This window comes from Hymenobacter elongatus (assembly GCF_004745955.1).
Classification (GTDB): domain Bacteria; phylum Bacteroidota; class Bacteroidia; order Cytophagales; family Hymenobacteraceae; genus Hymenobacter; species Hymenobacter elongatus.
This window is the reverse complement of sequence record NZ_SRLD01000024.1, coordinates 41,922-59,924: the sequence shown is the minus strand read 5'-3', so window position 1 is coordinate 59,924 and position 18,003 is coordinate 41,922. Positions and strand designations below refer to the sequence as shown.

Annotated in this window: 20 protein-coding genes; 8 read left to right on the top strand and 12 right to left on the bottom strand. The window is 59.8% G+C overall.

The window, feature by feature from the left end:
• Window positions 1-61 precede the first annotated feature (61 nt).
• A complete protein-coding gene (locus E5J99_RS13070) occupies window positions 62-817 on the top strand; it encodes a LytR/AlgR family response regulator transcription factor (protein WP_135498254.1) in 756 nt (251 codons plus the stop codon).
• 234 nt (window positions 818-1,051) lie between these two features.
• Here the strand turns inward: E5J99_RS13070 and rlmN are convergent, their stop codons facing one another.
• Both rlmN and E5J99_RS13060 read right to left on the bottom strand, forming a co-directional pair.
• Window positions 1,052-2,119: a 23S rRNA (adenine(2503)-C(2))-methyltransferase RlmN gene (gene rlmN / locus E5J99_RS13065; protein ID WP_135498253.1), complete on the bottom strand. Its 1,068-nt coding sequence runs from the start codon at window positions 2,117-2,119 to the stop codon at window positions 1,052-1,054.
• A gap of 84 nt (window positions 2,120-2,203) precedes the next feature.
• Complete coding sequence (locus E5J99_RS13060) at window positions 2,204-2,656, bottom strand: thioesterase family protein (protein WP_135498252.1); 453 nt, start codon at window positions 2,654-2,656, stop codon at window positions 2,204-2,206.
• Between the two features lie 19 nt (window positions 2,657-2,675).
• On the opposite strand from E5J99_RS13060, the gene mnmD reads away from it, so the two are divergent.
• The 3 genes from mnmD to E5J99_RS13045 all read left to right on the top strand — a co-directional run bounded on the left by mnmD (window position 2,676) and on the right by E5J99_RS13045 (window position 5,190).
• Complete coding sequence (mnmD, locus tag E5J99_RS13055) at window positions 2,676-3,380, top strand: tRNA (5-methylaminomethyl-2-thiouridine)(34)-methyltransferase MnmD (RefSeq protein ID WP_135498251.1); 705 nt, start codon at window positions 2,676-2,678, stop codon at window positions 3,378-3,380.
• A gap of 63 nt (window positions 3,381-3,443) precedes the next feature.
• Entirely contained in the window at window positions 3,444-4,646 is a 1,203-nt protein-coding gene (locus tag E5J99_RS13050) for a DUF2157 domain-containing protein (protein WP_167852114.1), read from the top strand.
• A 4-nt stretch (window positions 4,647-4,650) separates the two neighbouring features.
• Window positions 4,651-5,190, top strand: a complete 540-nt coding sequence (locus E5J99_RS13045) for a GDYXXLXY domain-containing protein (RefSeq protein WP_210114446.1) — start codon at window positions 4,651-4,653, stop codon at window positions 5,188-5,190.
• A 91-nt stretch (window positions 5,191-5,281) separates the two neighbouring features.
• On the opposite strand, the gene E5J99_RS13040 is transcribed toward E5J99_RS13045, so the two are convergent.
• The 10 genes from E5J99_RS13040 to E5J99_RS12995 form a co-directional block, all read right to left on the bottom strand.
• The gene (locus E5J99_RS13040) at window positions 5,282-5,878 is read right to left on the bottom strand and encodes a 5-formyltetrahydrofolate cyclo-ligase (protein ID WP_135498249.1); all 597 of its coding nucleotides are present in this window, start codon (window positions 5,876-5,878) and stop codon (window positions 5,282-5,284) included.
• Between the two features lie 46 nt (window positions 5,879-5,924).
• Window positions 5,925-6,797: a carboxypeptidase-like regulatory domain-containing protein gene (locus tag E5J99_RS13035; protein WP_135498248.1), complete on the bottom strand. Its 873-nt coding sequence runs from the start codon at window positions 6,795-6,797 to the stop codon at window positions 5,925-5,927.
• A 105-nt stretch (window positions 6,798-6,902) separates the two neighbouring features.
• The gene (bshC, locus tag E5J99_RS13030; protein ID WP_135498247.1) at window positions 6,903-8,483 is read right to left on the bottom strand and encodes a bacillithiol biosynthesis cysteine-adding enzyme BshC; all 1,581 of its coding nucleotides are present in this window, start codon (window positions 8,481-8,483) and stop codon (window positions 6,903-6,905) included.
• A 283-nt stretch (window positions 8,484-8,766) separates the two neighbouring features.
• Window positions 8,767-10,083 carry a 30S ribosomal protein S12 methylthiotransferase RimO gene (gene rimO, locus E5J99_RS13025; RefSeq protein WP_135498246.1) on the bottom strand — a complete coding sequence of 439 codons (1,317 nt, stop codon included), beginning with the start codon at window positions 10,081-10,083 and terminating at the stop codon, window positions 8,767-8,769.
• Window positions 10,084-10,225: 142 nt separating this feature from the next.
• Window positions 10,226-11,200, bottom strand: coding sequence for a signal recognition particle-docking protein FtsY (gene ftsY / locus E5J99_RS13020; RefSeq protein ID WP_135498245.1), 975 nt, complete (start codon window positions 11,198-11,200; stop codon window positions 10,226-10,228).
• Window positions 11,201-11,398: 198 nt separating this feature from the next.
• Window positions 11,399-11,560, bottom strand: a complete 162-nt coding sequence (locus E5J99_RS13015) for a DUF4295 domain-containing protein (RefSeq protein ID WP_135498244.1) — start codon at window positions 11,558-11,560, stop codon at window positions 11,399-11,401.
• 7 nt (window positions 11,561-11,567) lie between these two features.
• On the bottom strand, window positions 11,568-11,750 hold the full coding sequence (rpmG, locus tag E5J99_RS13010) for a 50S ribosomal protein L33 (RefSeq protein WP_135498243.1): 183 nt from the start codon (window positions 11,748-11,750) through the stop codon (window positions 11,568-11,570).
• Window positions 11,751-11,900: 150 nt separating this feature from the next.
• A complete protein-coding gene (locus E5J99_RS13005; RefSeq protein ID WP_135498277.1) occupies window positions 11,901-13,502 on the bottom strand; it encodes an aminopeptidase P N-terminal domain-containing protein in 1,602 nt (533 codons plus the stop codon).
• Window positions 13,503-13,648: 146 nt separating this feature from the next.
• On the bottom strand, window positions 13,649-13,888 hold the full coding sequence (gene rpmB / locus E5J99_RS13000) for a 50S ribosomal protein L28 (protein WP_022825070.1): 240 nt from the start codon (window positions 13,886-13,888) through the stop codon (window positions 13,649-13,651).
• A gap of 97 nt (window positions 13,889-13,985) precedes the next feature.
• Window positions 13,986-14,108: a DUF5522 domain-containing protein gene (locus E5J99_RS12995; RefSeq protein ID WP_317128832.1), complete on the bottom strand. Its 123-nt coding sequence runs from the start codon at window positions 14,106-14,108 to the stop codon at window positions 13,986-13,988.
• A 264-nt stretch (window positions 14,109-14,372) separates the two neighbouring features.
• Here E5J99_RS12995 and E5J99_RS12990 point away from each other — a divergent pair, with 264 nt between their 5' ends.
• The 4 genes from E5J99_RS12990 (at window position 14,373) to hemB (ending at window position 17,956) form a co-directional block, all read left to right on the top strand.
• On the top strand, window positions 14,373-14,885 hold the full coding sequence (locus tag E5J99_RS12990) for a DUF2314 domain-containing protein (protein WP_135498241.1): 513 nt from the start codon (window positions 14,373-14,375) through the stop codon (window positions 14,883-14,885).
• A 94-nt stretch (window positions 14,886-14,979) separates the two neighbouring features.
• Window positions 14,980-16,242: an ornithine--oxo-acid transaminase gene (gene rocD / locus E5J99_RS12985; RefSeq protein ID WP_135498240.1), complete on the top strand. Its 1,263-nt coding sequence runs from the start codon at window positions 14,980-14,982 to the stop codon at window positions 16,240-16,242.
• 422 nt (window positions 16,243-16,664) lie between these two features.
• Window positions 16,665-16,838, top strand: coding sequence for a hypothetical protein (locus tag E5J99_RS21305; protein WP_167852113.1), 174 nt, complete (start codon window positions 16,665-16,667; stop codon window positions 16,836-16,838).
• A gap of 125 nt (window positions 16,839-16,963) precedes the next feature.
• Window positions 16,964-17,956 (top strand): porphobilinogen synthase, encoded by a 993-nt coding sequence (hemB, locus tag E5J99_RS12980; RefSeq protein ID WP_135498239.1) that lies wholly within the window; start codon window positions 16,964-16,966, stop codon window positions 17,954-17,956.
• Window positions 17,957-18,003: the final 47 nt, after the last annotated feature.

Genomic DNA, 18,003 nt, shown 5'->3' with positions numbered 1-18,003 from the left:
CTGGTGCTGCCTGCCCGGCAACATCGGCGCGCCCCGAATTTCACCCGCAACCGCCCCACCGATGGAAGCCGTTCTGATTGACCACGACCCGCAGGCGCTGGCGCGGCTGGCGAATTTGCTCAGTGCCTACCCCGCCGACGTGCAGGTGGTGGGCCAGGCCACCGACGGCGCGCAGGGCCAGGCCCTGGTGCGCGCCCTGCGGCCCGAGGTCGTCATCCTCGACATCGAGCTGCCGCTGCTTTCCGGCTTCGAGCTGCTGGCACAGCTGGAAGTGATGCCCATCGTCATTTTCACCACCGCCCACGAGCACTATGCCGTGCGGGCCTTCGAAGCCGGAGCTATTGACTACCTGCTCAAGCCGCTCGACCCGAGCCGCCTGGCCCGGACCATCACGCGGCTGCGGCACATTCAGCAGGAGCGCACGGCGGGCGTCAACCTCAACGACCTGGGGCAGTTTCTGCGCCACCTGAAACCGACCGAAACCCTGCGCAGCCTGTCGGTGAAGTCGGGCGACAAGATTCTGCTGATTCCGCTGAGCGACATCAGCTACTTCGAGTCGCAGGAGCGCTACGTGCTGCTGCGCACGGTGCAGGGCCAGCAGCACCTGACGAGCTACACCATTGCGGCGCTGGAAGAAAAGCTGCCCGCCCACTTCGTGCGCATCAGCCGCTCATGCCTCATTAACACCACGTACATCAACAACCTGCAACGCTACTTCAGCGGCAAGTTCTTGGTCACGCTCACCGACCGGGCTGCCTCCTGCCTGGAAACCGGCACCGCCTACGGCAACAACCTCAAGCGCCTGCTGGAACTGTAGCGAACTATGGACCGGGTGTACGGCGCCGCGCGATTGTAGCGCCGCAGCATAGCTGGCACTGGCGCACAAAAAAGCCCTTCTAAATCTAATCGAAGGGCTTTTTACATTCTGAAGCTAGTTAAGAGGTAAAATAGAACGTCCTGTCGACCATGCTGCTTGATACGCAGAATGGTCGACAGGACGTTTTAGCGTGTTTCGAGCAAATTCATAAACAGCTTCGCTATAAAAACGTCCTTACGCCACTTCCGCTTTCTGCTTCACGGCCAGCTGCCCGCAGGCGGCGTCGATGTCTTTGCCCCGCGAGCGGCGGATGTTGGTTTGCACGCCCCGGTCGGCCAGGAACTTGTGGAACGCGGTAATTTTGTCGGCTTCGGCGTTCTGGTAGCTGGCGTTTTCGATGGGGTTATACTCAATCAGGTTCACCTTGCAGGGCAGCCACTTACTGATGACGTATAGCTCGGCCGCGTCTTCCAGCGTGTCGTTGAAGCCATCGAATACGATGTACTCGTAGGTGACTTTGCGACCGGTTTTCTCGTGATAATACTGCAGGGCCTCCTTCAGCGCGGCCAGGGAATTGGCTTCGTTGATGGGCATAATCTCGTTGCGCTTCGTATCGTTGGGCGCGTGCAGGCTCAGGGCCAGATTGGCCTTCACGCCGTCGTCGGCCAGCTTCTTGATCATCTTGGCAATGCCGGCCGTGCTGATGGTGATGCGGCGCGGGGCCATGTTCAAACCATCGGGGGCGGTGATGCGCTCCACGCTTTTCACCACGTTGGCGTAGTTGAGCAGCGGCTCGCCCATGCCCATATACACAATGTTGGTAAGCGGCGTGCCGTATTCGGCCTCGCACTGCTCCTTGATGCGCACCACCTGGTCGTAGATTTCGGCCGCGTCGAGGTTGCGCTTGCGCTCCATGTAGCCCGTAGCGCAAAACTTACAGGTGAGCGAGCAGCCCACCTGCGACGAAATGCAGGCCGTCATGCGCGTGTCGTGCGGAATGAGCACGCCTTCCACAATGTTGCCGTCATACAGCCGGAACGCCGACTTGATGGTGCCATCGTTGGAAAGCTGCTGGTCCTGCACCTGCACCGCGTTGATGACGAAATGCTGGGCCAGCAGCTCGCGGGTGGCCAGCGAGATGTTGTTCATCTCCTCAAACGAGGACGCCGTGTTTTTCCAGATCCACTCCTGTACCTGCTTGGCGCGGAAAGGCTTTTCGCCGTGCTCCACCATAAAGGCCTTGAGCTCGTCGGGGGTGAGTTTGCGAATGTCGCGCTTGGAAAGTACGGTCAGAGGAATCATAGGGCAAAGATACAACGCGGCAAGCAGTTGGGTTCCATGCGTATGGGCTTATCCCTATTCTTTACCGACGGGCCCGCCCGGGCCTTATTCCAGCAGCCGGGCCGGCGCGGCAGGCGCGCTCAGCCGGGCTTCCGACTCGGCGGGCAGGCGGCGCAGCTTGCGCGCGGCGTAGTCGAAGCAGAGCATGCCGGTTTTGGCGCGGGCTATTTCCTTGTCGGCCTGGTTTTTCACCCAGTACACGACATCAAAGCCGTAGGTGTGCAGGTCGGTGGCGGCGAGGTGAATGTGGAGGATGTCGCCGTAGAAAGCCTCGCCCTTGTACTCAATAGCTACATCGGCCATAATGGTGCCGGTGCGCGTAGCAGTGTCGAGCTCCACGAGGCCCATGTGGTGCAAAAACTGCACGCGGGCTTCGTGCAGCAAGCTCAGCAGGGCATCGTTGCCGAGGTGGCCGCCGTAGTTGAGGTCGGTGATGCGCACCGGAATCTGGACGGTGAGCGAATATGTATCGGGTAACGCTACTTTTACGCGGGCCATAAGCAGAAGGAAGTCAGGTATGCAGTACGAAACAGAAGATGGTGTAAAAGTAGAAGTTCGGACGACAGCAGACGGCTCCAGCACCTTGTATGTACCCGCTCTTGATGAGCACTACCACTCCACGCACGGCGCCCTGCAGGAGGCGCAGCACGTGTACCTCGGCGCGGGCCTGGAGCCCCGGCTGACCACCGCCAAGACGCGGGTCCGGGTGCTGGAAATTGGTTTTGGCACCGGCCTGAATGCCCTGCTGACGTTGCAGCGCAGCCTAAGCGCCAACGCCGGCATCGACTACGACACGCTGGAAAAATCTCCCCTGCCGCCGGCCGTCATCCGGAGCCTGGGCGTGGAGCGCTACGTGCTGAACCCCGAGCTGCGGGCCTACCACGAGCAGCTGCATGGTGCGGCCTGGGATGAGCCGGTTGGGCTGACAGCGGGCTTCACGCTGCGTAAGATGCACGGCAGCTTACAGGACACTACTTTGCCGGCCAACCAGTATGATGTGGTGTATTTCGACGCCTTCGCCCCTGAGAAGCAACCCGATATGTGGACGGATGCAGTGTTTACCCAGCTCTACGAGGCTACGGCTACCGGCGGCGTGCTGGTGAGCTACTGCGCCAAAGGCAGCTTTCGGCGTAGCCTCAAAGCGGCGGGCTGGCTGGTAGAGAAGATTCCCGGCCCGCCCGGCAAGCGCGAAATGACGCGGGCCCGCAAACCCGACTACTAGCTGCATGCTGTAGCAGGGACCAAACAACTACGAGAGAACCAGGCAATAAGTATGAGTAGAAAGATGCTCGAAACTGAAGGGCGCGAGTGGGTGCACAAGGGCATTATTACGCCCGAGCAGCACCAGCGGCTGCTCGCCTTATACCCGTCGGATGAGCGGGTGGTGGGGCTGCTGCCGCTGCTGGGCAGCCTGCTCGTGGGCCTCAGCGCCCTTAGCCTGGTGGCCGCCAACTGGCAGGGCCTGCCCGAGTGGCTCCGGCTGCTGCTGCTGCTCGGCAGCCTGAGCGGTGCCTACGCTACGGGCGAGTATTTTCTGCGCCGGGGCAACGCCTCCCTGGGCATGGGCCTGGTGGGCCTGGGACTGCTTCTGTTCGGAGCCGGAATCGTGCTCACCAGCCAGATGTACCAGCTCATCGGCTACGACGCGTCGGGGCTGCTGGCCTGGGCGCTGGCCGGCACGGTGCTTACCTACCTCTACCGCAGCCGCTTCCTGTTTATTCTCACCGCCTGCATCGGGGGCATTGTGCAGGGCTACAGCACCGGCCAGCTTGGGGGGTTCAGCTATTTCACCGCTGCCCTGGCTATTGTTGGGCTGGGCTATTATTGGTGGCGGCAGCCCGATGCGGTGCTGGCTACCGTGCTGGCCAGTGGCTTGCTCTGGCAGGCTGGGCTGCTTGTCAGCCACTTAAACGCTAAAATCACTTGGTTCTTCATCCCGGCCATGCTCATCTACGCCGTGGGCGACTGGCAAACCGACCGGCCGGCTGGCCGGGCCTTGCAGGCTCCGCCGCTGGTAGCCGCTTTTCTCTTTACCCTGGGACTGGCTTTGTATGGAGAAGCCGATACCTACGCGGGCCTGCTACGGCCGCCGTTTCTGGCGTATAGCAGCGCCTTGGTGCTGGTGTTGGGCCTGTCGGTGGCGGGCAAATACCAGCGGGGCCGCCTGAGCAGCGCCACCGATTGGCTGCTGCTGCTACCGGGCTTCTATTTGCACGGCGGCCTAGCGCTGGCCATTGCCACGCTGGTGGTGCTCTATGCCTATTCGGGCACCGTGCTGTGGCGCGGCCACCAGGAAAATAACGCTGACCGCGTCACGCTGGGCACGGTGCTCTTCATCCTGACGACGATGGTGGCCTATTTCAAGCTGACGTGGGCATTCATGGATAAGTCGCTGTTTTTCCTGGTGGGCGGCGCGCTACTGCTGGGTCTGAGCTCGTATCTGCGCCGCAAAAACGCGCAGTCGTTGTCTTCCAAGCTTCCCGAATAGCCGTATGATGGCTCCCTCTCCTTCTTTTTTTACGCGTCGCCGGCTGCTATGGGCAGCCCTAGCGGCGCAGGTGCTTTTTATTCTGGCCGTGGCCGGGGCGGGTTATGCCACCACGGCATTTGGCCGCGTCGTTGTGTTGCGCACCACGCCCGTCGACCCGCGCGACCTGCTTTTCGGCGACTATGTGCGGCTGAACTATACCATTAGCCAAGTGCCGGCGCGCCTGTGGCACGGCCCGCAGCCGCCGCAGGCGGGGCAGCCGGTGTACGTGCTGCTTCAGCCACTGCGCGGAGCATACGAGGCAGCGGGCGTGTATAGCACCGAGCCAGCCGCCGACGCACATCAAGTAGTTCTGCGCGGCTGGGTCACGGATAGCTGGGCCCACGGCATCCGGCTGCGCTTTGGGCTGGAACGGTATTACGTGCCGGAAAAGACCGGCTTGTCCCTGGAAAAATCAGCTACCCGGCAGCCCTTGCTCGTGCGCGTGAGCGTAGCGCCCTGGGGTCAGGCGCGCATCATGCAGGTAGCACCCGCTCAGAACTAGCGCGCTTATACAAGTAAGCTGGCAAGAACAGAAAGGAGGATTTGACAAACTTACTGCTCACACTTATCGGTTCAAGCAAGTCAGCTCCACCCTACATTCCGGTATCAGCCGGCCGGCCGAAACGCCAGATCTTGCCCGGTGTCACGCAGGCATGCAGGCGCACGTCGCCTTCCCAGGCATCGGCGATACGCGGCACGGGGTCTTCCACCGACAAGCCAATGAGCAGCACATCGGGACGACACTGCCGTAGAAAACGGTCGTAGAAGCCCTTGCCGTAGCCCACGCGGTGGCCGGCTTCGTCGAAGGCCAGCAGCGGCACCAGCACGGCATCCAGCTCCTGGGGCATTACTTCCTCGGCGTGCAACGGCTCTGGCACGTCCCAGGAGTTTTCGACCAGCTCCGTATCGGGCGTCAATAGGTAGTGGCGCAACGTTACGCCATCTTTCTGCATCACGGGCACCACCATGCGCACCGCCGGAAAGTCGCGCCAGAAACGGCGAATGATTTCCCAGGTATCCAGTTCCCGCTGCCGCTGAATGGGCAGAAAGACATGCACAGTGCCCAGCTGCGTCAGGTACGTTTCCTTAAACAACTGCGCCGCTACCTGCCGGCTGCGGGCCACCAACTCCAGATCCGACAGGGCCCGCCGCCAGGCCAGCATTTGCCGGCGCAATTCACTCTTCAGCATATAACAACCAGGTTCATTCGAAGATACCGTATTAGTAGCAAGTCTATTAATCCTGCACCGTCACGTAAAAGCTGATTTTGGGCTGCATACCAGCCAGCACCGCTCCCACCGAAGTCCGTTCCCAAGTAGCTTGGCTGGTTTGGCGCAGGTAAAAATCGTTGTTAGCATAGCCCAGCCCCGCCACAAAGGCCAGATTCGATTTCACCTGGGCCTGGTTCGGGCCGTCAATCCACTCCAGGGCCAGCATAAAATCCTCGTCCAGAATCAGTTGGTCGGGCGTCAAATCCACGCTGATCGTGCCTTTCTCACTGCCGAACGTTACGATGACGTCGCGGCGCAGCAGCTTTTCCTCCGAGGGTTTGCCATCGGGCCGCAGCCGGTACATATTCACCCGAAAGGTCAGCGGGCCGCTGTGGTTGTAGGCCACGTTGAAGTTGGCATTCACCACCCGCGTGGGCCGGCGGCTCAAGTTGATAACCGACCCGATTTCGGTTCCCAGATCATTCGATGACATGGTGAGCGTGCCACTGGCGTCCGGGTTTTTGAACCCCAGCAGATGGGTGCGCTTATAGAACCCTTTGGCTTTCACCTTCACCTCGCGCAGCAGCACGGCTTCGGGGCTCAGCTCCACGGTGGGCTGCTGCTGCAGCTCCTGCACCCGCAGCAGCCGCGGCCGAAAGCCCAGGCCCGACACCCGAATGGTGTCGTGGGCCGACACCGAGGCCACGCTTAGGTGGTAAGCACCTTGCGCATCAGCCACCGTGCCCACGCTTTTGTGCAGCACCCCGATGTTGACGAAGGGCAGCACCGCGTGGGTTTTGGCGTCAAGAATTTTACCGGAAATGACTTGGGCCCGTGTAGTGGCCGGCAACAAGAAAGCGGGCAGTGCCAGAATCTTCAACCAGGAATAAGAGGACATAAGTAGTCGTGGAACCGGATAAAATCTGGAGCAATATAACGCAGAACAGGCGCACCCGGAACTACCGGATGCGCCTGCCACAACCTAAGGATCCGCTCTGGCAGCTTATTCTTCCTCCACCACGGCAAATTCCAAGGCCAGCGGCTCGAAAGCAGCCAGCAGCTGCGCAACAAAGCCGGGGTTATTAATCAGAATAGACAATACGTTATCGACGCGCTCCTGCAGCTCACCGTTGGGAAACAACTTGTCCTTCACGGTCGTGAGCTGGGAATAAGCCGTGTCGTGCTTGGCTTCGGCCGCCTTGCTGAGGCGCTTTTCCAGCCCGGCCAGGCCGCCAATGACTTTCTGGGCTTCGGCCGCCACGGTTTTCACCAGCGTGGGGTCGAGGCGCTGGGCCAGATCGGTTATTTGCTGGAACGCTGCCGCCACCGTTTGCTGCTGCGGGCTCAGGCTGATTTCTTCCTGCCCCAGCGTGGCGCCCACCTGCTTCTTAAGCTCGGGCAGCGGCCGGAACACGTCAAGCGGCGTCAGGCCCAGCTTGCGCAGCTTGCCCGCGTTGGCCTTGCCCAGGTACAGCGCCGAGTTGCGGAGCAGCAGCATCGGAAAAGGCACTCTGTTGTCATCAAACACCTGCTTGAGCTGGAACCAGTAGGCTACTTCCGCGCCGCCACCCACGTAGCAAAGGTTGGGCAGCAGCAGCTCCTGGTACAGGGGCCGCAGCACCACATTCGGGCTAAAGCATTCGGGTTGCTGCCGGGCCAGCGTCAGCAGCTCCTCCTCGGTGTAGCACAGCGTAGTGTTGCGCACGGCAAAACAGTCGCCTTCGCGCTCAATCCGCTCCCGCTTTCCTTCGGTAGTCAGAAAAAACAGGTTGAGTGGCCGCGAGTAGATCTGGGGCTTGTAGCCCGAGGCCTCCAGGTGGGCATTGGTGGCTTGCACCGCCGTGTTGGAAGCCTGCTCCCGAATTTCGCGCTCCAGCACCGGCACCAGCGCCTGTTTCAGCGCCGCACTATCGCCGTCGATGCTCACCAGCCCAAACTCCCCGAACAACGCATGGGTCAGGTGGCGGGTGGCCTCGGTAAGCGTGCCGCCGGCCTGGTAAGCGGCCCGGAAAGCAGCCGGCACATCGGCCGGCAGCAGGTCCAGAATCTGCTCCTGCAGGCCATCGAGCGCCATGCGCCCCACTGGCCCGCCCACGTGCTCCGACTGCCACTCGTGCTTTTTGCCGAACAAGTGGAAGTGGTTGATTTCGGCGAAATCATGGTCTTCCGTGGCCATCCAGTACATCGGCACGAAATCGTACTGCGGATATTCGGCCTTCAGCTGCTGGCACAGCTTGAGGGTCGTTACGATTTTATAGATAAAATACAGCGGCCCCGTGAGCAGGTTGAGCTGGTGGCCGGTGGTGACGGTAAAGGTAGTTTGTTGGCCCAGCAGCGCCAGATTGGCCGTCACGGCCGGGTGCGGCACATCCAGGGTTTTGTATTGCTGCTGCAAGGCTGCCACCAGCCGTTGCCGGGCCTCGGGCGTGTAAGCTGCCTGCTTCTCGGTCAACTGCTCCGCAAATGCCGCCAGCGTCGGAAAGCGGTGATAATAGGACGCTAATGCGGGATTCTGGCGGATATAATCGGTAATAAACGACGAAAACGCGCCCGTGTCGGCGTAGCTGATAGAATGCAGTGGCATGAGGAAGGGTACAAGTGGCGGTGCAAGGTCCGGAAAAAAAACCGCAGAACTCCCGCGAGGTCCGGCCATAATGGGCGTCGCGCGCAGCACCTTTGGCTGTCGGCGCGGCGGCCAGCCGGCGTGAATAGGTGTCAAACCACGGCCGCCCCAATCTGTTTTGGCTCGCCTGCTAGCCGAGACTGTGTTACCAGCTCACATGCTACGGCCATCGACGGGCCGAAACAAGAAAAGCTGCCCGAGCGGGCAGCTTTTCTTGTTCTTTCTGGCAAGTCACGAAGGCCGGCTATTTCACCAGCTCGCCATACAGGTCAAAATCCGACACGTCGTTGATCTTCACCGTTGCGAAGCTGCCAATGGGCACGTAGGTATCGGGCGTAGCCGGCACCAGTACTTCGTTGTCTACCTCCGGTGAGTCGAACTCGGTGCGCCCCACGAAGTAGCCGCTTTCCTTGCGGTCAAACAGCACTTTGTAGGTCTGGCCCACCTTCTGCTCATTCAGCTCCAGCGAAATACCTTGTTGCAGCTCCATAATCTGGTCGGCGCGGCTCTGCTTCACCTCCGCCGGCACGTCGTCGGCCAGCGTGTGCGAGTGGGTGCTTTCCTCGTGCGAATACGTAAAAATGCCCAGGCGCTCGAACTTGGTTTTCTCCACGAAGTCGTACAGCTCCTCAAAATCCTGCTCCGTTTCGCCGGGGTGGCCCGCAATAAGAGTGGTGCGCAGCGCAATGCCGGGCACCCGCTGCCGGATCGTGTCGACCAGCTCCACCGTACGGCGCTTGCTGATGCCGCGGCGCATGGTCTTGAGCTGGCTATCCGAAATATGCTGCAGCGGCATATCCAGGTACTTACAGATATTCTCCCGCTCCATCATCACATCCAGCGCTTCCAGCGGAAACTGCGACGGATACGCATACTGCATCCGGATCCAGTCGATGCCGTTCACGTCGGAGAGGTTGCGCAGCAGGTCAGCCAGTTTCCGCTCGCCGTAGTGCTCCAAGCCGTAGTAGGTCAGGTCCTGGGCAATAAGAATCAGCTCTTTGGTACCCATCGAAGCCAGGCGCTTGGCCTCCTTCACCAGGTCTTCAATCGAGCGGTCGACGTGCTTGCCGCGCATCAGCGGAATGGCGCAGAACGAGCAGGGCCGGTTGCAGCCTTCCGCAATTTTGAAGTAGGCGTAGTGGCGGGGCGTGGTCAGCAGCCGCTCGCCCACCAGCTCATGCTTGTAGTCAGCCTCCAGCGTTTTCAGCAGCTGCGGCAGCTCCAAGGTGCCGAAATAGGCATCTACCTGCGGAATTTCGGCTTCCAGATCGTCCTTGTAGCGCTGCGACAGGCACCCCGTTACGTAGAGCTTATCCAGCTTGCCCGCCTCTTTTTCGTCGGCATAGCGCAGAATCATGTCGATGCTTTCCTGCTTGGCATTGTCAATAAAGCCGCAGGTGTTAATAATCACGATGTTGGCATCCGACTTCTCGGCCTCGTGGGTTACCTGGAAATTATTGGCCTGCAACTGCCCCATCAGCACTTCCGAATCGACCAGATTCTTGGAGCACCCGAGCGTAATGACATTGACTTTGTTGGCCTGCTGGCTTCTTACTTTCATGTTCTTCTTCTTTCTGTCAGTCGGCGCTTGCGAAGTTTCTCAACCCACCAGGCCGATTAGCTCTGAACGACAATTCGTCCCAGCAATTCGTTCCGGCGCGGTAAGGTCCTTCGCAGGCACCAGTTGACAGCCTGTTAGGTTGCTATTTCTTCGAAAACAGCGAGTTGACGTACGTATGCCGGTCAAATAGCTGCAAATCCGTCATCTTCTCGCCCACCCCGATGTAGCGCACCGGAATGTTAAACTGGTCGGAGATGCCGATAACAACGCCGCCCCGGGCCGTGCCATCGAGCTTGGTAATAGCCAGGGCCGTGACCTCGGTAGCTTTGGTAAATTCTTTGGCCTGCAAAAACGCATTCTGCCCCGTGCTGCCATCCAGCACCAGCAGCACTTCGTGGGGCGCATCCGGAATCACCTTCTGCATCACCCGCTTTATTTTGCTGAGCTCGTTCATCAGGTTCACCTTGTTGTGCAGGCGGCCGGCCGTATCAATGATAACCACATCGGCGCCCATTTCCACGCCTTTCTGCACCGCATCGTAGGCCACCGACGCCGGGTCGGTGTTCATGCCGTGCGACACCACGGGCACGCCCACGCGCTGCCCCCAGATGATGAGCTGATCGACGGCGGCGGCGCGGAACGTATCGGCCGCGCCCAGCACCACTTTCTTACCCGCCGAGTGGAAGCGGTGCGCCAGCTTGCCAATGGTCGTGGTTTTGCCCACGCCGTTCACGCCTACTACCATGATAACGAAGGGCATACCGGCATTGTCGGCCCGGTCGAGCAAGCCCATCGAGCCCGAAGTATTATCGGAGAGCAAGCCCACGATTTCCTCGCGCAGAATGCGGTCCAGCTCCGAAGTACTCACGTACTTGTCGCGGGCCACCCGTTTCTCGATGCGCTCAATCACCTTCACCGTGGTTTCGATGCCCACGTCGGCATGCACCAGCACGCTTTCGAGGTCGTCGAGCACCGCTTCATCCACCGTTGTTTTACCAACTACGGCTTTGCTCAGCTGATCGAAGAAGTTGGTTTTGGTTTTCTCCAGCCCCTTGTCCAGCGACTCCTGCTGTTCCTTGTTCTCCTTATCTTTTTTAAAGAAATCGAAAAGTCCCATGTAATGGTGCTTAGTTAGTGGTGCTTTGCCGCGCAGCAGCTACGGAATAGCTAGTCGTCGGTGCAAGCTCGCTCTTTCCGCGCGCTTTAGTACCAAGCACCAACGACTAAGCACTAAGCACCATAAAATCCTTAACACGCAAAAAAGTCCCACAACGGCGGGACTTCTTCACTGCATTCAGAACGCCGAAGCGTCGAATTACTTCGTGCCGGAGGCAATGTATTCCTGCACTTTGTCGACGGGCACCATTTCCTCACGGAAGGTGTACGCACCGCTCTTAGGCGACTTTACAGCACGGATGACCTTTGCCCAGTCTTTGCCGCCTGCTACTTTCAGGGTTGCTACTACTTTCTTAGCCATCGCTCAATTACTTGATTTCCTTGTGGACGGTCATTTTCTTGAGCACCGAGTTGAATTTCTTCAGCTCCACGCGCTCAGGCGTATTCTTACGGTTCTTGGTGGTAATGTAGCGCGAGGTGCCCGGCATACCCGAGTTCTTGTGCTCGGTGCACTCCAGGATTACCTGCACCCGGTTTCCTTTCTTAGCCATCTCGACTTGGGGGTTTTTGGATTAAGGACTGCAAAGGTACACGGCTTTTCGGAATTGTCAAACCCTCAGCCGAATGTATTCTTAACTTTTGCTCTTCCTCACCCGGTAGGTATCTGCCAAATGCCGTTTTACGAGCTTTAGCGAACTAAATTACTTGAGTACGGGCCATTTGAAGCTGTCCAGCACGCTGGGCTTAGCCATCAGCGCCTCAATTTCTGCAACTGTGCGGGGCGCGCCAGCCGACAGGTTCTCGTGGCCGGTCGCCGTTATCAGGATATCATCCTCGATACGCACCCCGATATTCCACCATTTCTTATCACAGGGGCTGTTTTCGGGAATGTAGATTCCCGGCTCCACGGTAATGACCGCGCCCGGCGGCAGCGGCTTGTAGGTACCCCGGTCGTGCACGTCGAGGCCCAGGTAATGAGAAGTGCCGTGAGGAAAGTAGTTGCGCACATCGGCGGCGTCGGTGATAATGCCCAGCTTCAGCAGACCGGCGGCTATAACTTGTTGGGCCGCTTTGTGCGGGGCCTGAAACTCGCTACCCGGCTTGCATTCCTTGAAAGCAGCTTCCTGGGCAGCCAGCACCAATTCGTAAATCTGGCGCTGGGCCGGGGAGAACTTGCCGCTGGGCGGGGCCGTTCGCGTCACGTCGGCCGAGTAGCCGTGGTATTCGGCGCCGCAGTCCATTAGGATGAGGTCGTTGCCGAGGCGCGGCTTGTCGTTGGTTTCGTAGTGCAGAATGCACCCATTGGCACCCGCGCCCACAATGCTGGGGTAGCCTTCAAATTCGGCCCCGTAGCGGCGATACACGAATTCATGCAGGCCCTGCACCTCATTTTCTGACATGTCGGGCCGCAAAGCCTTCATCACTTCTTGCTGGCCAATGGTTGAAATACGGATGGCGCGGCGGAGCAGCACTATTTCCTCGGGAGTTTTCACTTCCCGCAACACATCCAGCACCTCGCTCAGGGTCGAAGCGTCGTAGCGGTTCAGGGGCCGGTTGGCCGCCGCTTTTTGGCGGTCAGCATCAGTGGCGGCCTGCCGGTAAGCCTGAACATAGGCATCGGCGGCAACGGCGGGCACGGCTTTGCTCTGCGCCTCTAGGCGCGGCAACAAGGTAGCCGCGTTTGTCGCGCCGTACCGTTGAATAAGCTTGTGCAGCCCTACTAGCTCGGGGCTATAATCGACCGGCACCCCGGCCTGCCGTCGAAAGTCGGCCACCAGATTGGCCAGGTCGGCGGGGTCGCGGGAATCGTCCCGCACATCCGTCGGCAAATCAAGAAACAGGATCTGGCCAAAATCAGCCCATTTGATACCGGCAGTGGCAAAAGCTTTATTGTCGGCACTGAACTGGAGCTTCAGCTGCTGCTTGGCTCCTTCCGACCCCAGGCGCCGGCCGGTCCAGGACTCCCGCTGCGGGTCGCGGGGCTGAGTAAACAGGGCTTCCGTAATGCCGGCCTGGCCGCCGATAGTCTGGGGCTCTTTGAAGAGCACTACCACCGCATGGGGCTCGGTGTAGCCGGTCAGATAATAGAAGTCCGGGTTCTGATGGTAGAGAAAATCCACATCGTTGGCCCGGTTGCGGACGGGAGCCGCAAACAAAACGGCAACGGAGCGAGCCGGCAGCGCTTGGCGCAGCAGCTCTCTCCGTTGCCGGTGAAAGGCGGGGTCCAGAAAATCAGTGGGACGGTCGGCACGGGCGGCTCGCTGAGCGCGGGCCTCCGATGACAGGCCACCCCACGAAGCCATCAGAGCGACGACTAGGAGTACCCGAGGTATTGTAGACGGAAGGGAGTAGAGCATACTGCCCGGAAGGACGCCAAAGCTGCGCGCACGTTGCGTGCCACAATTACTCTGGTGTGCCGCCACAGGTGGGCTCAGCGCTTCCGAAAAGCCTAGTAAACGATAAAGCCCTGCTCTTTTGCCTTCTTCAGGACCGACATGATGCCGTTCTTGTTGATGGTGCGGATAGTGCTGGTCGCTACTTTCAACGTTACCCAAGAATCTTCCTCAGGAATGTAAAAACGTTTTTTTTGCAGGTTCGGATAGAACTTGCGTTTCGTCTTATTGTTGGCGTGCGAAACGTTGTTGCCTACGCGGGTACGCTTGCCGGTCAGATCACAAACTCGTGCCATGATATGGGGAGACTTAGAGGTTTCAATGCTGGAAAAAGGGACGCAAATATCGGTATTTGTTCGATAGTAACAAACCGGCACGCTGAAAAATAAGCGGTTAGCAGCCGGGAAGCGGGGCTGGGGCTCGCTTTTCGTCAGTGGCAAAACCCCACGGACAGTGCCGGCAGCGGCTTTTACAGCAGAATCCGCGACGCAAATGATATTGCTCGGTGAAGACCATAAAACCTTCCGGCGACAGATAGTAGTCGCCCGGCTGCAAGGGTTGCGGGGTGAGAGCCATAGGCCGGCAAGTTACGACCAAAAGCCCGACAGCCGGGACCAGTAGCCCTGGGCCGGGCACGGCAACTGCTGGCTTTCGGACCTCAACTAAGGAGGCCAGCAAGCGGTAGCGCCGCCAACTGCATATTCCTAAACCTGCCCCCAATACAGCCGTTTTTTAGTACCTTAGAACCTCTTTCCGGGGCGGAAAGCTACTATTCCACCTATGCTTTTGCTTCGTACGGCCTGCCTGATAGTGCTGCTGCTCGCTGCCAGCGGGGCGGGATGGGCGCAGCAGGCAGCGGCCCCCGACCGCCCCGTAGCCGTGGCAGTAGCCGAGAGCGAATCGGTGGGGCCGGCGCAGTCGATGGCGCTGTTTGACCAGCTTATCGCCAAGCCGGTCAAGGAAGCCTTACGAACTTTGCCCCAAGCCAAAAAACGCTACCAGGCGGGTCTGAAAGCCGGTGAAGCGTTTTACCTGACCACCCGCGTAGTGGACACGGACGGCAAGTTTGAGCAGGTTTTTGTGCGGGTAACGCAGTGGGAAGACGCCTACATTCAGGGTACGATTGCCAACGAGCTGCAAACCGTGCAAGGCTACACGAATGGCCAGATCCTGGAGTTTACAACCAACGCCGTGTTCGACTGGACCATCGTGCGGGCCAATGGCTCGGAGGAGGGCAATTTCGTGGGTAAGTTCCTCGATATCCAGAGCCGGCTGGATGCGTTGGAGGAGTAGGTCTCACGCGTTCAGCTGTAGTGCCAACGCCTTCCGGGTCTTTTCCGTAATTTTGGGCAGCTGAACTCGTTTTGCGGCTTAACACTCCTTCGCTATGCACTCTGCCCCCACCCACTCTGCCACTGACACCACTACAAGCCGCAGCCAAGAGCTGATGGCGCTGGAAGACCGCTACGGAGCCCACAACTACCACCCGTTGCCCGTGGTGCTCAACCGCGGTGAAGGGGTGCATGTGTGGGACGTGGACGGCAAGCAGTATTTTGATTTTCTGTCGGCGTATTCGGCTGTGAACCAGGGCCATTGCCACCCGCGCATCGTGGGAGCCATGATAGAGCAGGCGCAGAAGCTCACCCTCACGTCGCGGGCATTTTTCAACGACCAGCTGGGGCCGGCAGAGAAGCAGTTGTGCGAGTTGTTCAACTACGACAAAGCACTCCTGATGAACTCGGGAGCCGAAGCCGTAGAAACGGCGCTGAAGCTGGCCCGCAAGTGGGGCTACCAGGAAAAAGGCATTGCGCCCAACCAGGCCCGCATTCTGGTGGCCGAGCACAACTTCCACGGCCGCACGACCGGCATCATTTCCTTCAGTACCGACGCCGACAGCACCGGCGGCTTTGGCCCCTACATGCCGGGCTACCAAGTGGTGCCCTACAATGACCTGGCGGCACTGGAGGAAGCCTTGCAGGACCCGCACGTGTGCGGTTTTCTGGTGGAGCCCATTCAGGGGGAAGCCGGGGTGATGGTGCCTTCGGAAGGCTACTTAGCCAAGGCGTACGCCTTGTGCAAGGCGAACAACGTGCTGTTTATTGCCGATGAAATACAGACGGGGCTGGGGCGCACGGGCCAGCTGCTGGCCGTATGCTACGAAGGCGTTCATGCTGATATTCTGATTCTGGGTAAGGCCTTATCGGGTGGCACGATGCCGGTATCGGCGGTGCTGGCCCCCGACCATATTATGCTCACGATTCAGCCGGGGCAGCACGGCTCCACGTTTGGTGGCAATCCGCTGGCTTGCGTAGTGCTGCGGGCGGCGCTGGATGTGTTGCACGACGAAAACCTGGTGAGCAACTCGCGGGCCCAGGGCGAGGTATTTCGGGAGCGGATGCGCCGCGTGATGGCCAAACGCCCCGAGGTAGTGGAGTTGGTGCGGGGCAAAGGCCTGCTCAATGCCGTGATTATCAAGCCCCACGCCGATGGCCGCACTGCCTGGGATGTGTGCGTGACGCTGATGGAGCGCGGCCTGCTGGCCAAGCCCACCCACGGCGACATCATCCGCTTCGCGCCGCCGCTGGTTATTACTGAGGAGCAAATGCACGAGGCCTGCGACATTATCGAGCAGGTAATTCTGGAGTTTTAAGCCAGCTTCTTTTTACGAAAGCAAAGCGGACCGCCTGATGCTGGCGGTCCGCTTATTTTTTGCTGATGCACGTACTCTCCGGAAGCCGACTCTTTCTTCTCTCCTGTGTCTTACTGCTGGGCTGCCGCGCTGAAAAAGCGGCCTTCCAATTTCTCCCTGGCACGGGGCCACTAGTGGCGACGGCAACTCCAGCTGCTCCAACTGCGCAGTCGGTAGCGCCACCAGCCTCAGCCGCAGAACCCGCCGCGCCCGGCACAACAGCGGCACGGCAGCCTACAGCACCCCGGCCGGTGGCTGTAAGCCGAGCAAATCCGGCTCGTAGGCTGCGGCACCAGCCGCAGCGGGAGATACAACGTAGCAGGGCCCGGCCAGCGGCTCGCGCGCAGCGGCCGGCAGCCGACAGTACCGATTTTTTCCACGTGGTGCTGGGCGCCCTACTGGTTGTCGGGGGGGTGCTTGTGGGGTTGTTTCTGGGCGGCTGGCTGGGGCTGGGAGTCGGTGCCGCCGTGGTTATTCTGGGCTACTACTTTCTGGTGCTCGGCTTTGGTGGCCAGCACGCGTGGCTGGAAATCTTTCAGGAGTTTTTCAACATGTAGCCCCTGGTGCCAGGCCGGCAAGACAGGCTTTTTCTGCTCGTGGTTTCATGCGGCGCTACTACCGGCGGCGCAACCTTACCTTTGCTGGCGTTGTTTTTCCCGGCTGACTCTTTCCAACATTCTTTATGGCCCTACTCCCCACCCACCGCCCCCGGCGCAACCGCAAGTCGGAAGTCATTCGCAACATGGTGCAGGAAACCAACCTCACCGTTCATGACTTCATCTACCCGCTATTTCTGATTGAGGGCCAGGATAAAACGATAGAAGTCAGCTCGATGCCGGGCATTCACCGCTTCACCGCCGACCGGCTCATCGACGAAATTGGGCAGTGCGTGGAGCTGGGCATCAAGGCATTCGCCCCGTTTCCCAGCATCAACGACGCGCTGAAAGACCGGCTGGCCAAGGAAAGCGCTAACCCCGAGGGCCTGTATCTGAAAACGATAGCCGACATCAAGCGGCAGTTTCCGGATGTGCTGCTGATGACCGACGTGGCCATGGACCCCTACTCCAGCGACGGCCACGACGGCGTGGTGGACGCCGAAACCGGCGAGATTCTGAACGATGCCTCGCTGGAAATACTGGGCCAGATGGCCCTGGCCCAGGCCCGCGCCGGCTCCGACATTATTGGCCCCAGCGACATGATGGACGGGCGCGTGGCCTTCATCAGGGACGTGCTGGACCGCAACGCCTTCAGCCATGTGAGCATCATGAGCTACACGGCCAAGTACGCGTCGGCGTTCTACGGTCCGTTTCGCGACGCGCTGGATTCGGCTCCCAAAAAGGGCGACAAGAAAAGCTACCAGATGAACCCCGCCAACCGCCGCGAGGCCCTGCGCGAGCTGGCCCTCGACGAACAGGAAGGAGCCGACATGGTAATGGTGAAGCCCGCTCTGAGCTACCTCGACGTGATTCTGGACGTGAAGAACCACACCAATCTGCCCGTGACGGCCTACAACGTGTCGGGCGAGTATGCCATGGTGAAAGCAGCGGCCCGCAACGGCTGGCTCGACGGCGAAAAGACGATGCTCGAAGTGCTGCTCAGCATCAAGCGGGCCGGCGCCGACGCTATTCTGACCTACTTCGCCAAGGAAGCCGCCGCCGTATTGCGGCGCGGCTAGCGCGCTTTATTCCGGCCAAGAATTAGGAACGCGCTGCGGCGCGTTCT

Bases quoted from the DNA above. Each gene is read 5' to 3' on its own strand.
- E5J99_RS13040 (WP_135498249.1), bottom strand. From the start codon at position 5,878: ATGCTGAAGAGTGAATTGCGCCGGCAAATGCTGGCCTGGCGGCGGGCC.
- rlmN (WP_135498253.1), bottom strand. From the start codon at position 2,119: ATGATTCCTCTGACCGTACTTTCCAAGCGCGACATTCGCAAACTCACC.
- rpmB (WP_022825070.1), bottom strand. From the start codon at position 13,888: ATGGCACGAGTTTGTGATCTGACCGGCAAGCGTACCCGCGTAGGCAAC.
- E5J99_RS13060 (WP_135498252.1), bottom strand. From the start codon at position 2,656: ATGGCCCGCGTAAAAGTAGCGTTACCCGATACATATTCGCTCACCGTC.
- E5J99_RS13045 (WP_210114446.1), top strand. From the start codon at position 4,651: ATGATGGCTCCCTCTCCTTCTTTTTTTACGCGTCGCCGGCTGCTATGG.
- E5J99_RS13070 (WP_135498254.1), top strand. From the start codon at position 62: ATGGAAGCCGTTCTGATTGACCACGACCCGCAGGCGCTGGCGCGGCTG.
- rocD (WP_135498240.1), top strand. From the start codon at position 14,980: ATGCACTCTGCCCCCACCCACTCTGCCACTGACACCACTACAAGCCGC.
- E5J99_RS12990 (WP_135498241.1), top strand. From the start codon at position 14,373: ATGCTTTTGCTTCGTACGGCCTGCCTGATAGTGCTGCTGCTCGCTGCC.
- ftsY (WP_135498245.1), bottom strand. From the start codon at position 11,200: ATGGGACTTTTCGATTTCTTTAAAAAAGATAAGGAGAACAAGGAACAG.
- bshC (WP_135498247.1), bottom strand. From the start codon at position 8,483: ATGCCACTGCATTCTATCAGCTACGCCGACACGGGCGCGTTTTCGTCG.
- rimO (WP_135498246.1), bottom strand. From the start codon at position 10,083: ATGAAAGTAAGAAGCCAGCAGGCCAACAAAGTCAATGTCATTACGCTC.
- E5J99_RS12995 (WP_317128832.1), bottom strand. From the start codon at position 14,108: ATGGTCTTCACCGAGCAATATCATTTGCGTCGCGGATTCTGCTGTAAA.
- mnmD (WP_135498251.1), top strand. From the start codon at position 2,676: ATGCAGTACGAAACAGAAGATGGTGTAAAAGTAGAAGTTCGGACGACA.
- E5J99_RS13035 (WP_135498248.1), bottom strand. From the start codon at position 6,797: ATGTCCTCTTATTCCTGGTTGAAGATTCTGGCACTGCCCGCTTTCTTG.
- rpmG (WP_135498243.1), bottom strand. From the start codon at position 11,750: ATGGCTAAGAAAGGAAACCGGGTGCAGGTAATCCTGGAGTGCACCGAG.
- E5J99_RS13005 (WP_135498277.1), bottom strand. From the start codon at position 13,502: ATGGCTTCGTGGGGTGGCCTGTCATCGGAGGCCCGCGCTCAGCGAGCC.
- hemB (WP_135498239.1), top strand. From the start codon at position 16,964: ATGGCCCTACTCCCCACCCACCGCCCCCGGCGCAACCGCAAGTCGGAA.
- E5J99_RS13050 (WP_167852114.1), top strand. From the start codon at position 3,444: ATGCTCGAAACTGAAGGGCGCGAGTGGGTGCACAAGGGCATTATTACG.
- E5J99_RS13015 (WP_135498244.1), bottom strand. From the start codon at position 11,560: ATGGCTAAGAAAGTAGTAGCAACCCTGAAAGTAGCAGGCGGCAAAGAC.